Source organism: Pseudomonas sp. RSB 5.4 (assembly GCF_037126175.1).
Taxonomy (GTDB): Bacteria; Pseudomonadota; Gammaproteobacteria; order Pseudomonadales; family Pseudomonadaceae; genus Aquipseudomonas; species Aquipseudomonas fluorescens_H.
Map to the genome: position 1 here is coordinate 1483782 of NZ_CP146986.1, position 12654 is coordinate 1496435.

13 protein-coding genes are annotated in these 12654 nt (G+C 52.5%); 4 read left to right on the forward strand and 9 right to left on the reverse strand.

Annotation, left to right across the window (positions count from 1 at the left end; all coding sequences use genetic code 11):
- Nucleotides 1–208: 208 nt before the first annotated feature.
- From V9L13_RS06570 to V9L13_RS06580, 3 genes are all read right to left on the reverse strand, one after another.
- A complete protein-coding gene (locus V9L13_RS06570) occupies nucleotides 209–574 on the reverse strand; it encodes a histone-like nucleoid-structuring protein, MvaT/MvaU family (protein ID WP_248750621.1) in 366 nt (121 codons plus the stop codon).
- A gap of 168 nt (nucleotides 575–742) precedes the next feature.
- Entirely contained in the window at nucleotides 743–1042 is a 300-nt protein-coding gene (locus V9L13_RS06575; RefSeq protein ID WP_338801928.1) for a hypothetical protein, read from the reverse strand.
- A gap of 295 nt (nucleotides 1043–1337) precedes the next feature.
- On the reverse strand, nucleotides 1338–2048 hold the full coding sequence (locus V9L13_RS06580; RefSeq protein WP_338801929.1) for an SOS response-associated peptidase family protein: 711 nt from the start codon (nucleotides 2046–2048) through the stop codon (nucleotides 1338–1340).
- A gap of 98 nt (nucleotides 2049–2146) precedes the next feature.
- Between V9L13_RS06580 and umuD the strand changes: the two genes are divergently transcribed.
- Complete coding sequence (gene umuD, locus V9L13_RS06585) at nucleotides 2147–2578, forward strand: translesion error-prone DNA polymerase V autoproteolytic subunit (protein WP_027613517.1); 432 nt, start codon at nucleotides 2147–2149, stop codon at nucleotides 2576–2578.
- On the forward strand, nucleotides 2565–3845 hold the full coding sequence (gene umuC / locus V9L13_RS06590) for a translesion error-prone DNA polymerase V subunit UmuC (RefSeq protein ID WP_338801931.1): 1281 nt from the start codon (nucleotides 2565–2567) through the stop codon (nucleotides 3843–3845). Before umuD ends, umuC begins: the two co-directional genes overlap by 14 nt.
- A gap of 68 nt (nucleotides 3846–3913) precedes the next feature.
- Here umuC and V9L13_RS06595 read toward each other — a convergent pair whose 3' ends face one another.
- Complete coding sequence (locus tag V9L13_RS06595) at nucleotides 3914–4405, reverse strand: hypothetical protein (RefSeq protein ID WP_338801932.1); 492 nt, start codon at nucleotides 4403–4405, stop codon at nucleotides 3914–3916.
- Nucleotides 4406–4490: 85 nt separating this feature from the next.
- Here V9L13_RS06595 and V9L13_RS06600 point away from each other — a divergent pair, with 85 nt between their 5' ends.
- Nucleotides 4491–5390: a LysR substrate-binding domain-containing protein gene (locus V9L13_RS06600; RefSeq protein ID WP_338801933.1), complete on the forward strand. Its 900-nt coding sequence runs from the start codon at nucleotides 4491–4493 to the stop codon at nucleotides 5388–5390.
- 188 nt (nucleotides 5391–5578) lie between these two features.
- Here V9L13_RS06600 and rarD read toward each other — a convergent pair whose 3' ends face one another.
- The 5 genes from rarD to V9L13_RS06625 form a co-directional block, all read right to left on the reverse strand.
- Complete coding sequence (rarD, locus tag V9L13_RS06605; RefSeq protein ID WP_338801934.1) at nucleotides 5579–6511, reverse strand: EamA family transporter RarD; 933 nt, start codon at nucleotides 6509–6511, stop codon at nucleotides 5579–5581.
- A gap of 39 nt (nucleotides 6512–6550) precedes the next feature.
- Nucleotides 6551–7477, reverse strand: a complete 927-nt coding sequence (locus V9L13_RS06610; protein ID WP_338801935.1) for a LysR family transcriptional regulator — start codon at nucleotides 7475–7477, stop codon at nucleotides 6551–6553.
- Nucleotides 7474–8448 carry a quinone oxidoreductase gene (locus V9L13_RS06615; RefSeq protein WP_338801936.1) on the reverse strand — a complete coding sequence of 325 codons (975 nt, stop codon included), beginning with the start codon at nucleotides 8446–8448 and terminating at the stop codon, nucleotides 7474–7476. Before V9L13_RS06615 ends, V9L13_RS06610 begins: the two co-directional genes overlap by 4 nt.
- 283 nt (nucleotides 8449–8731) lie before the next feature.
- On the reverse strand, nucleotides 8732–9247 hold the full coding sequence (locus V9L13_RS06620) for a GrpB family protein (protein WP_338801937.1): 516 nt from the start codon (nucleotides 9245–9247) through the stop codon (nucleotides 8732–8734).
- A gap of 280 nt (nucleotides 9248–9527) precedes the next feature.
- Entirely contained in the window at nucleotides 9528–9671 is a 144-nt protein-coding gene (locus V9L13_RS06625) for a hypothetical protein (protein ID WP_338801938.1), read from the reverse strand.
- A 1504-nt stretch (nucleotides 9672–11175) separates the two neighbouring features.
- On the opposite strand from V9L13_RS06625, the gene V9L13_RS06630 reads away from it, so the two are divergent.
- Nucleotides 11176–12330, forward strand: a complete 1155-nt coding sequence (locus V9L13_RS06630; RefSeq protein ID WP_338801939.1) for a hypothetical protein — start codon at nucleotides 11176–11178, stop codon at nucleotides 12328–12330.
- The last annotated feature ends 324 nt before the right edge of the window (nucleotides 12331–12654 follow it).

Below are 12654 nucleotides of genomic sequence, written 5' to 3' on the forward strand. Positions count from 1 at the left end.
TTCAATAGCACATTCCCGGCTAGTAGCTGGTTGGCTTTGCTATGAAACAATGGAAATTTGCGTGTGTCTAAAGTTCACATATCTTGGCTGACTGTCGGGAAGAAAACGCCGTTCCTATAACGTGAATAGAGCGATGAAATGCCCCTGAAGATAAAAAAAACGATAAGAAAAAAGGGCCCTACTAGGCCCTTTTTTTATTCAAACCAAATCACTTGGTCAGCCAAGACTCAACGGTCGCGGAGCCGTGTTCAGCTTTCCAATCTTTCAACGTCTTGTGATTACCACCCTTGGTTTCTACGACCTCGCCGGTATGAGGATTTTTATAAACCTTCAACTGGCGAGGCTTGCGGCTGCCTGCTTTGGACTCGACAGCTGGAGCGCGACGACCGCCTTGTGGATCTAACAGGTTGATCACGTCCTTGAGGCTATAGCCGTATTTTGCGAGCAAATCGCGCAGCTTCGTTTCGAACTCGATTTCTTTCTTGAGGCCAGCATCGCCCTTGAGGGCTTCGAGAGCCTGGAGCTGTTCGGCGAGGTGTTTTTCAAGCTGGCGGAATTCGGCAAGTTTGGACATGGAAATTCTCGATGTGAGTAATAGCTAGAGGTTACACCATAAATCACGGGGCGCACTTACAAGGAGTGGCGCCTGAGGCCTTACACCCGTCCAGCCCATATTAATATCTGCTTCCAAGCGACAGTAGGTCTTGGATTGATTCCTTGGGAATGGCCGATACCACTTTTCTTATAGATGAGTATCCGCCTCCTCAGCCGGATAAAACTCCCCCTCCTTCTCCATCCTTTTTAGCTGTTCGCGCACGATCAACTCAACGCTAGCAACGGCGGCTTGATCTTCAGGGTTGACCAATTGCAAGCACAACCGTTGGACATTCTGATCGTGGGTGCCCTCGCTCATCATCTCGTGGGTGAAGACTTGTTCGCCACGCCAAAGGCATAGCTGGGTATGAGTTTCGCCGAGCCATATCTCGTTGATTGATCTTAGGTCGGTGGTAGCCAGTTGATCGACGGTGATGGTCTTATCCATTGCTCTGTACCTTACCAATAAGCAGTTACAGGTAGACTTCCGGCCACAGGGGGTCGTTCCAACTGCTGACAGTTTACCCAGCCCGATGGTGGTGAAATACCTCCCGGATTGAGGTCGGACAATCAACGATTGAAGCCGGCAAATACGAATAGACGACGGGAATTCCATGACTAATCCGACTGCTTTTACATGCAGATGGCCGCGCATGGAAAAGCCTTACTTCCCTCCTCATGCCAATACTTCTGTTCGCTGGCGTGCAGTTGCCGATACGCCGACTCTCAGACTGCGGCTGAAGTCAGTCATCCACGTCTTCGACCAGTGAGAGGGGCTGAATCAGATGCGGGCCTTGATTACGAACGTTACCCACATCCTTGCGAACCTTGTACCAATGAAAATCGGTAACTGGTCGGCAATGTTCCATCGCGATTTCTGTCGCTCGTTCAACTGAAGTCTCAGGATCAATCCATTCGCGGGCGTGCTCAGGTGCAAGAACCAGAGGTTTGCGGTCATGGATATCGACCATACCTTGGTCACTCGCAGCGGTGATGATGACGAAACCGTCGCGATCATCTGGTTCCAAACCTTCGTGCACCTCAGCCAAACCGGCAAAGAACATCGGAATCTGCTTTTTCAGTGTTATGAAATAGGGCTGTTTTTTCTTTGGATCATCTTCGTCCTTGACCCACTCGAACCACCCGTTCGCCGGCGCGATTACGCGACCATTTGGCCAGAGCTGATTGAAAAATTTCCCGGTCATGACGGTCTCGACTCTCGCGTTTATCGGGTCAGGGCGTTTTCCCTTCGCCCAGAACGGCGCCCATCCCCATTTAACCTTATCGACACTCAAGCCCTCTCCTACTGGCCGGAAGATTTCCACTCGCGTGGACGGCGCAACGTTGTACCGCTCGACAGGCCAAAGGTCATAGCCATTGATCACCAGCTGATTTGGCGCAAGCTCCTTCGGGTAGTGATCCATCGATTCGTAGATCGAGTAGCGTCCGCACATGGTGTCACCCGTCGAATTGGCGTACCTATGAGATTGACCGCAAGCGAACCAAATCGTTAACTGTATGTATATACAGTCAACTTCCTAAGGCTTGCATCATGAGCATCACCATCCTCGGCCCTCTAGCTTCTGGCGGTAGGAAGCTGCCTCTCTATTCATCCAGGGTGCCGGCAGGCTTCCCCTCCCCTGCGGCTGATCACATCGAAAAACACATTTCCTTAGATGAGCTGTTCGATATCCGCGCGCCGCATGTGTACCTGGTGAGAATCGATGGGGACAGCATGCAGGGCGCCGGAATTTATTCGGGGGATCTGGTGGTGGTTGATCGGAGCATCGATGCGGTCAGCGGCGACATAGTCATCGCAGCGCTGAACTCGGAGCCATTCTGCAAGCGCCTGCTTCTGCGTGAGAACGCCGTGATGCTTGTATCGGAGAACCCAAGATATCCGGCAAGGCATGTCATGGAAGGCGATGAGCTGGTGATCTGGGGTGTGGTGAAATACAGCGTGCGCGATCATGACAATACGTGAGCCCGTCTTTGCCCTGATTGACTGCAACAGCTTCTACGCGAGCTGCGAGCGAGTGTTCAGACCCGACTTGGCAAAGACGCCCATTGTGGTTTTGTCCAACAACGACGGCTGTGTGATTGCGCGCAGCTACGACGCCAAGCCTTTCGTGAAAATGGGCCAGCCGTACTTCCAGATCAAAGACCATCTACGCCGGCATGGGGTTGTGGCATTCAGCAGTAATTACGCTTTATACGGCGACATGAGCGAACGTGTCATGACGATCATTGAATCGTTGGTGCCAGCGCTAGAGGTCTACAGCATCGATGAGGCGTTCGCCGATCTCACTGGTCTCCCTGGAGATCTTTCTGCGTTTGGTCGGCAAATGCGCTCTACCCTTCTCAAACGTACGGGCATCCCTGTCGGGGTGGGTATTGCACGCACTAAGACACTGGCCAAACTTGCCAACCACACCGCCAAACGTCTGCTGGACATTACCGGCGGCGTGGTCGATCTCTGCGATCCGTTCAAACGTGACTGGACACTGCGCAATACCGATGTCGGCGAAGTCTGGGGCATTGGCAAACGCATGAAGACTCACCTCGAAGTCATGGGCATCAAGACCGCAATGGACTTGGCAAAAGCCGATCCGTGGTTGCTCCGCCAGAAATTCAGTGTGGTGATCGAGAAGACTGCTCGCGAGCTGGCCGGCACCTCATGTCTGGAATTGGGCGAGGCTGACCCACCCAAACAAGAGATTTGCTGTAGCAGAATGTTCGGCACCCGGCTCGCGCAGATCGAACCGATCAAGGAGGCCGTCGCCACCTACACCCAACGCGCGGCGGAAAAACTCAGAGCGCAAAACTCACTGTGCAAGAAGATCCGCGTGAGTATCAGGACAGGGATGTTCAATCCCGAAGAAGCGAAGTACGCGAACGGCGCACTCGTCGAACTACCCTACCCGACAAACGACGTTCGACTCATGACCAAGGCTGCGACCGAAGCCGTCAATCGTCTGTATCGACCGGGCTTCAAGTACAGCAAAGCGGAGGTTCTGTTGATGGATCTCCGACAACCTGGCGAGTTCACCGACGATTTATTCGCACATTCACAGCCCGTGATGGCCAACAAGGTGATGAGCGTTCTGGATGAAATCAATGGCCGTTGGGGAAAGGGAGTCGTCCGGTTGGCTAGCGTGCCTGCAGCGCCTAGATGGGCGATGCGTCGAGATTTGATGAGCCAAAGTTACACGACCAAGCTAGATCAACTGTGGACGGTGAAGGCCAGGTAGCAGGCCAGCCCTCTCCATAAGCAGGATATCTTGACCGGCTGCTAATGGCTGCGGATTCAACCGGTCAATCAACGACGGTTTCCGGTCAAATCTTCGCACAAGGCGGTCTGTTCCCCAGCTTGATGAGCGGCAAATTCCTCAGTTCCAAACCTCTGTAGCTCCATGCCGATATTACTCAGTCTCTCCAAGCGGGCGCTTTCGCCCAACACATAAGGCTCCTGGTCTTTGCGCGGAAGAAACCCCTGATGCATTCGTACCTCAAAAATTGTCCGTGAAACCCCGTTAATACTTTCTACAAAGGATGTCGAAACCGGTGAGCGCTGAACGTTTGCCTGATGTACCACGGCCCCCGCTTCCGCTCCTCGAATCCTGAGCAATGCCCATTCTTTTCCAGGTGACCCAGACATGACCAGTTCAACGGTGACGCCTCCATTCCCTTCATAACCTCGTACGATTGGACTTTCCAGGCACGAGGCGGCATAACAATTATTGCCCGCCCCAAGCCCTGCGACTTGAGCGCTGAACACCAATGGCGAAATGAGCGCTTTCAAAAACGACATGCTGCTATCTCAATGAATAAGGCAGCGCAGCATAAAAACTTCCGGGCTGTTGACCTATAGCACTGCTCATCCATAAGCTGTGCATATGACGTACAGCTCAGACGATATTTTACCTCCCTTCGAAGCCCTGCAAGCTGCCCTTGCCGCCGCGAGCACAGGTTCCTTCACTGCTGCAGCAGCGGAACTGGAAGTTACACATGCGACCATCAGCCGACGTGTGGAAATGGCTGAAAAATGGTTTCAATGCCCCCTGTTCGACCGCCATGCGCGCGGTGTCGCCGTGACGGCCACCGGGCAAATAGCGCTGGCCAAAGTCGCTCATGCCTTTGACCAACTCAAACAATCGCGACAGCCCCGGCCCGTCGGCCATACTTTGCCCATCGTCAGATTGGCCACTACGCCGTCCTTCGCGCGTTTCTGGTTGATCCCGCGCCTGACCGAACTCGAAGGTACGACTCAGGATTTACGTCTAGAGCTGCTCACCTCTGCTTTGAATGCCAGCCTTTCCTCAGGGGAGGTCGATCTGGCCATCAGATACGGGCGCGGACAATGGAATGACGGAGATGAGGAGCCACTATTCGAGGAGTCGCTTTGCCCCGTGGTGTCACCCGAAGTTCTCGCCATGAACGAACAAACGTTGTCTTTAATACAGGATGCTGCGCTGCTACACACCGGCGACACGACACTGTGGCGAGCGTGGATGAGCCATCATGGCAAACGCCTGACTTCGAAGCCCATCGACAGGGTGATGGGAGACTACGCCCAGGCAATCGAAGCCGCCCGTTCAGGATTGGGCATCGCACTTTGGAATCCGGCGATTCACTCTCTTGATGTATTCAACGGACAATTGGTCGCGTTGAATGAATTGAGCTGCCCAAGCCCGCTGAGATTCTTCCTGCTGTCGAAGCCTGGCCCGGCTCATACACCGCCAATGAGGGTTCGGTCGAGGCTGCTCCGGTTATTGAGTAAAGGTTTCCCTTTTTAAAACCAAGGGACGCAGACGTCCCTTTCGTACTTATTCAGGTTCTCCAATGAAGGGCAGCAATGGGTCGACTCAAGCCCTTCACGACAGGCAGAAACCGGCCAATAGCTGCCTGTCGGATCCGACTGAAATCGCCCCTTAGCTGCCGGTGAGCAACTAAAGAGTTCGGCCATTGAGGACGTGTGCGCTTCTCAAACGAAATCACACAAATCCACTTTGACCTTTGCCGAATTCTGTTCGCGTGCTAAAAGCCGTGTTGCCCGCAGATAGCGCCCTCCGTCTAAAACAAGCAATCCAACCGCAGTCCAGATTGGCATATATGTCAGCCACTGCTCAGCCTTGATCTGCTCGCCCAGGATCAATGCCACTGCGACCATCAGTATCGGCTCAACGTAACCCAGTAAGCCGAACAGGCTGAATGGTAGATGCTTCCCTGCAACGGTGTAGGACATGAATGCCGCCGAACTGATGACTGCCAACAGTGCAAGCAACAAATACAGATTTGGTACCTGAGTGAACACACCCGGCGTCGACCTATCCCCCAATGCAAAATAGGCGGCAACCGGTAGCGTGAGCAAAATGTCAAACCAGAGGCCGCCGAGACTCGCCGTAGAGAGCTTACGCCGCAACATGAAATACAGAGGAAAACCGAAGGCAACCAACAGCGTTGACCATGAGATTTTCCCCACTTGATAAAGCTCATTGAGCGCGCCTAGTCCAGCGCAAAGGGCGGCAATTTTTTGGATTGATGTTAGCTGGTCACCGTAGACAACCTTGCCGAGCATCAGCATTACAAGAGGCAGTAGGAAATAGCCAAGTGAAACATCAAGGCCATGCCCGTTGAGCGGTGCCCACATGAATAGCCATTGCTGTGTACCCAGCAGAGCGCTGCTCAAGCAAAGTCCGATGAGTAACTGCGGCTTCTGACTAAGGCGTTGCCAAACGGCCTTTACTTGGCACCATTCTCCGCTAATTATTAAAAAAGCGGTGATACAAGGCAGCATCAGCAGCATGCGCCAGCCAAAAATTTCCTCTCCATTGAGTGGGGAAAGCAAGGTTGCGTAGTAGTAAAGGGTGGCAAAAAGGCATGATGAAGTAATAGACAGAGCGACACCTTTGAACAAGGGGCCTCCATTTGTTTGAAGTGGGAATTAATCAGACGGTCAAATAGCCCATGGGGGCGCGGGGATAAATTTTGACTCGATCCATTGTTTGAAGGCTATTACTACGGCGCTGGGAAACTTAGCTGACGGCCTAACCAGGTAAACCCCTCCGGCGGTGTCCAGCTGCCAGTCCGGGAGAACATGAAGCAACTTTCCGGCCGCAATGTCATGACGCATCAACCATTCGCCAGCACCCAGTATTCCTGAATCAGCGCAAGCCGCGGCAAGTAATGATTCGCTGTCGTTGGCCGTCAGGTTTCCTTTTGGCGAGACGGTCTGAAATTTGCTGCCGCGATAAAGTCTCCACTGCGGAAAAGACGCAAGACCACTGAAGCGAAGGCAATTGTGCTCGATTAGATCGTGTGGGTTTTCGGGCATGCCGTGCTTTTCGATGTAAGCCGGCGAAGCACACAGAATCCGGCGATGCTCACTTAGTTGCGTGGCTATTAGTCGGTTGTCTTCCAATTCTCCGATTCGGATCGCAACGTCAAATCCTTCGTCAATGATGTCGACCAGACGTTCGCTATAGTCTGCGAGAATCGAAACGTGCGGATGATCCCTGAGAAACTCCGGCAACATCGGGCCAAGCCAACGCCGTCCCATAGCTGCCGGCAGTGCGAGTCGCAATGTACCTCGAACTTCGCTGGCACCTTCCGCCGCCTGCTGCTGCGCTTCATCCATCAGGCCTATGGCCGCGCGCAGACGTTCCTCAAGCTTGGCGCCTACTTGCGTAATTCGAACCTGCCGGGTTGAGCGCTCGACGAGACGGACACCGAGGCGCTTTTCCATCGCGGCCAGTCGTTTCGAGACGATGGTAGGATGTCGCTGCAGAAGCCGGCCTGCAGCGACAAAGGAGCCTTGCGAGGCAACTGCAAGAAACGCAGCGATTTCGTCACTGTGCTGATTATTCAGAACGTCAAGATTCATGGTTTTAGAATGATAGCCCCTGATGACTGCCCCGACTCCAACGCTGTATGCGCCTGCGATGCATCTTTCAGAGCGTAGCTGGCCCAGATCCGGGGCTTGATAATACCCGCCCCTACAGCTGCCACCACATCCTGTGCCCGCTCTTGGTACTCAGAGGCGCTGGCGGTGTGCGCTGCCAGCGATGGGCGTGTCAGGAACAGCGAACCTTTAGCGTTGAGCGTTGACAACTCCACAGCCGAGGGCGCACCTGACGAAGCCCCGAACGAGACCATCAGCCCGCGTGGCCGGAGGCTATCCAAAGACGCCTCGAAAGAAGCACGTCCGATTGGGTCGTAGACAACATCGACCTTTCTGCCTTGGGTAATACGACTGACCTCGGATGCCAGGCTGTTGGCGTCGAACACCAGAACTTCATCACAACCCGATGTCTGTGCTTTTTCGACACTGGCCTGTTTTGAAACCACACCGATCACTGTCGCCCCGAGGTGCTTGGCCCATGGCACCATGATCTCCCCCAATCCTCCCGCCACACCATAAATCAGGACAGTTGTGCCCTGAGCGACAGGATAGGTGGTTTTTAACAGGTACTGCGCTGTGATGCCCTTGAACATGACAGCGGCGGCATCATCGAACGACAAGGCGTCTGGTATCTTCACCAGCCGTTCGGCCGGATAAAGTCGGGCCGACGCATATGAGCCAATTGGGCCGGTGGCATAAGCGACACGATCGCCAACGTGCACGTTGCTGACACCTTCACCAATGATGACGACCCGTCCGGCTCCCTCCAATCCGAGTCCGGATGGCAGCGCAACAGGCACTAGGCCCTTGCGTTGAGTCACGTCGAGGAAGTTGACCCCAACGGCCTCCTGTTCAATCCAAACCTCGCCTGGCCCTGGCAATTGTTCACTCAGCGGTTCCAGGTTCAACACCTCAGGCGCGCCGAACTGGTTAAAGCGGATAGCGGATACCATGGTCGTTTCCTCCAGAGTCAGAAGCTGTTTCCAAACAGATGCCGCTAGTGTGAGAACTGATCCTCTAATGAACAAGATGGGCTGATTGCAGAACATTAATGCATAGATTGCAGCAATAACATCCTTGAATTAGGTACTGCGTATAGCGATGAGGGACGAAGCAAAGCTGAAGGTACCGAGGTAGTCACTACGTGTCCGCAACGAGTCGAAGCAATCGTTCACGAATGGCTGGTATTGGCCAAAAGCGGACACTTGATTCCGGGGTCGCTCAGCGATCCATCGGTCATTCAGAAATGGATATACCGGCATGAAGTAGCGCCGCGATAATAAACGGAGACTTTTTCTCCAGATACTCAGCCATCCCACCAGTGTTGCTCGACTCCAACTGAAACTTCAGCGCTTCATACTGCTGGCGGATCGAGGCATCGCGCCTAAGCAAATCTCTGAACCCAAGCATCTGGGTGATCGTAAGGTGGCCACGGGTACAAGCGTGGAGCTTGTGCGTGCGAACCCCATCCACATTACGCCGATAGAAATGATGCCCTTGCGATAGATCACTTCCTCGTACATATCCCAAACCCATCAACACCTCGTCCCGCGCCGAGGCATTGCGATGATCGTGAACCTCGATGAGCACATCGATCTCCGGCTTCGCCGCGAGTTTTGGAACAGAGGTGCTTCCAACGTGGTGGATGGCAAGCAGTTCATCGCCAAAGGCCGAAGCGATGAGTGATTTGTCTGCCAGAAAACGAGCGGGCCAAGTGGGATTGTAGGGAGTGATCTTGCTGGTCAACGCCATGTCCGTTCCTTGGCGACTAATATCTAAAGCACCGAATTTTCCGTCAAAACATCTGCATCCGCCAGCGACTGATAACGAAACCTCGGCATTACGGCGATTTAGTAGATCGAATTAGCATCTGGTCGAGGTTGGGTAGCTGTCCTGTCCAGCGTCTGCGTCTGGCCGGTTGCCGTCCTTTTCAAGACAGATAAAAAGCCAAAAGCGACTTTTCGATATGCCTTAGAAATACAGGAAGATTCAGGTCAGTTTGAATTATCCGTTACAGCAAACCGGATCTAGATTATTTTTTATTTAGCGTTTTTAACCAAGTTGTCACTAGGGCCGCTCCGGCCAGTACGACTGCCGTGCCGAATTGCTCTGCTGATTTTTTTCCAAACTCCGCAATTTTATCCGAGCACGCAAGACAGAATTCGTCATCGTACATGTCGCCTCCTCTTGCATAGTCTCTACATGCTGGAGCGCGACAAATGTAAATGTCTTTACGGCAGTTACTGCATGCGCACTTATCTCTTCGAACGCTATTTATTTCAGTAACTTCCGGAGTCATAACTTCTTCACAGAAAGGACATTTTCCTTTGTCTTTAAAGCTCATAATACTAACGCCTCCTATTTTTATATTAGGCCTCGACGAAATTACCAGATTGAGGCTTGGCGAACATCACCCTTTAGAAACGTGCAATTTTAACTCATGGATTGCCGGCCGCACCAGTTGTCTGGTATCAGTTGAACCGCGCCCCCCATAAACCGTAAGGATGTTAAGACAGCACTTCTTGGTGATGCAACTCCGCTCTGGCAGTGAGTCGCCCCTAATATCCTAGACATCTTCGACCGACTGCTTTTGGCCGTTAGCGGACTTTTGCGAACGTCCGTTTTTAGCCGAAAGCAACCAGTTGAGGCTATGTCTAGTCGCTGCCAAGGGGAGCCCGTTCATAGGCTAACTCACTCAACCATGAGCCGCGCAGGCCATATCGGTAGGTGACCCAAACATCGATTGACGACCCTTTTTTCGCGAACATTTAGACTGAGGCACTAACAGCCCTTTGCCGCTTATTATTGGAATCCCATTTGTCGGGGGCTGATTGAGCCCTGCTGATGAGTTCTGAAAGCCCCTCCTACAGCCCCAGATCTCGATCAAGCTGATCAGCTTTCATCTCATCAGAGGCAAAACCGTTCTTCATCACGTGCAATTGCAGATGGTCGCGCAAATGCATTCTCAGGCGAGATCGAAGCTCGACGTAACTTTCAGTTGGGCCAGCGTCGATATGATGACGTTTCAGAGCATCACGTAGCACTCTGATGCTCTCAGCGCCGATCACTGACGCGTGCAGCCGCACGATAGGATCAAGGCCAGGGATTCTCTTGAAACTGGCGACCGCCTCTTCAAGCAGTCACGCAAACGACACCTTGCTACATGCCTGCTGCGCCGAGCGCCAAACCTTAAACTCAATCTCATCGTCCATCTGCTCTCTCCAGTTGATCTGCGGACTGACTCGCACGAATTTGTCCGACACGGGAATTTTTTCAAAAAAAAGACCATGAATTTGAAATCAAACGGGTTAGCAGCGGCTTTCAGCCGCTAAAGGACGATTTTGCTGTACACATGAGGCCGCCATACACCGGCGTCAGCCAAGATAAGTCGCAAGGAAAAGCCAGAAGCAAGAGCACAGCAACAGCGAAAAACCACATAGGTTGTCCAGGAAGACCGGTGAACGGAGAGGCGCCAAGATCGCTGCTTTTCTGTTGTCCTCAAATATAAAGATCCGTCGCACAAAAAATTTTTCAAGGGGCGAAAAAAAATAAATTTTCATCAAGCATGAAAAAAGGAAGGCGATATAGCTGCGGACACGCTTGCGACCACGCCTTTGAGGACTCCCAAGAACGAGATCGCTCGCTATCCATTGTTGTTCAGCCTTTACGGAATCGATTACGTGACTGAAGTGAAACCTCTCACCTTCAAGCAAGCATTGAAAAAAAATCTAAAACGCATCCTCTCCCACTGGCCTCAGTTGACCGTCTTTCTGGGTGGACTTGGCACGCTGCTGGGGATTTACACGATATCGACCTACACGACAGCCATCGGTCGTCCTGACCTGATGGCGGCAGCGCTTGCCGCGAAATCAGATCTGGTTACGTGGCTAGCTATTGTGGCTCTCGTGGTAACCGCTTACTTCGTGGTACTCATGACCACCGGCATTCTGTTTGGCCTCTCGGTGTCATTGTTCAACGATAGCCCTAACCTTCAACCCGAGATTGTGAAGGTGTTTTTCTGGCCGGTGTTGCTTGGCATAGCCACACTAATGGCCTTGATATTCGAAGCCCAAAATTTAAACGACTGGGATCGGTTGGCCTTCTTGGTAGCGTTTGTCGTTATCACGATTCCAGCGTTGCATCTCAGTCCAAAATTCAGACTCGCTTTGGACTTGTGCGCAACCTCCGCAGCGCCCGGAAAACCGAATAGCAGAGCATCCCGCATTTTCCTGCTAGCCATGCTGGCCTTTGTACTTGTTGCTGCCGTTGTATCGGCTGTGCTCCCTGTTAGCCTCATCCTTAGAGCCTACACCGGTGAGGACTCCCCTGAAGCGCTAATCAAACTCATGCTGATATCGATATTTTCCGCCGGTCTGACACTAATGCCTGCGATGGTTTTTTATGTCAGTAAGGCCGATCTATTCAAACGGATCTCACAGTGCATTGCTCTGGCCTTAGCGATCCTCGTAATTGTCATCGGCGTATCGCCTGGAGGCACTCAGACCATCGTTTACTCGTCAGCATCCCTCATGAAGGTTCGTGACCAATCGGAAGCCAAATTTTTGCTGACCGAAAACTATGCTGCAGAGGATTTCGCCTCAGAAACCTGGGGCCATGTAGAAACCTTGCGTAATCAGCCTCTCGTATCAGCATTCCCGCTTTTTTCATTTGGAGAGGTGTTGTTGCTGTGTCCGGTCAAATTGATCAAGACTGAACTCAAGAACTGGCCTACAGAATCGGCGTCTTGCGTCGCTACAAAAAATAGCAAAGCTATCCGAATGCCAGGCAATATAAAAGTGTCGCAGGAGTCATCAAAACCAGTGTCGGCGACCTGAGAACGCTAGACAACAAAAGAGAAATGGCCCTATCCATATGTTGAATGATGGATAGCCGCCTGCTCTTTCAGAGACGCGTGCGCAACCCTGAGTTTTTGTCCAGCTCATGAACATGAAAAGTCCTGAAGGTCAGAACTGCAGGACTTTTCTTTCTTTACGACAGTTGGAAAGGTCTGGGGATTTATGCTGCACGCTGACCTGGAGTGCGATCTGAACCATCAGTGGCAAGGGCCTGCCTCTGCGGGGCACGGCTGACACCATCATATTCCAGCTCTTTTTTCCAAGACAGTCACGACCGTTTTCGGCCATAAGCGGTCGCTCACG

Excerpts from the sequence above, each read along its gene's own strand:
- V9L13_RS06570 (WP_248750621.1), bottom strand. The coding sequence starts at position 574 with ATGTCCAAACTTGCCGAATTCCGCCAGCTTGAAAAACACCTCGCCGAA.
- V9L13_RS06575 (WP_338801928.1), bottom strand. The coding sequence starts at position 1,042 with ATGGATAAGACCATCACCGTCGATCAACTGGCTACCACCGACCTAAGA.
- V9L13_RS06580 (WP_338801929.1), bottom strand. The coding sequence starts at position 2,048 with ATGTGCGGACGCTACTCGATCTACGAATCGATGGATCACTACCCGAAG.
- umuD (WP_027613517.1), top strand. The coding sequence starts at position 2,147 with ATGAGCATCACCATCCTCGGCCCTCTAGCTTCTGGCGGTAGGAAGCTG.
- umuC (WP_338801931.1), top strand. The coding sequence starts at position 2,565 with ATGACAATACGTGAGCCCGTCTTTGCCCTGATTGACTGCAACAGCTTC.
- V9L13_RS06595 (WP_338801932.1), bottom strand. The coding sequence starts at position 4,405 with ATGTCGTTTTTGAAAGCGCTCATTTCGCCATTGGTGTTCAGCGCTCAA.
- V9L13_RS06600 (WP_338801933.1), top strand. The coding sequence starts at position 4,491 with ATGACGTACAGCTCAGACGATATTTTACCTCCCTTCGAAGCCCTGCAA.
- V9L13_RS06610 (WP_338801935.1), bottom strand. The coding sequence starts at position 7,477 with ATGAATCTTGACGTTCTGAATAATCAGCACAGTGACGAAATCGCTGCG.
- V9L13_RS06615 (WP_338801936.1), bottom strand. The coding sequence starts at position 8,448 with ATGGTATCCGCTATCCGCTTTAACCAGTTCGGCGCGCCTGAGGTGTTG.
- V9L13_RS06620 (WP_338801937.1), bottom strand. The coding sequence starts at position 9,247 with ATGGCGTTGACCAGCAAGATCACTCCCTACAATCCCACTTGGCCCGCT.
- V9L13_RS06625 (WP_338801938.1), bottom strand. The coding sequence starts at position 9,671 with ATGTACGATGACGAATTCTGTCTTGCGTGCTCGGATAAAATTGCGGAG.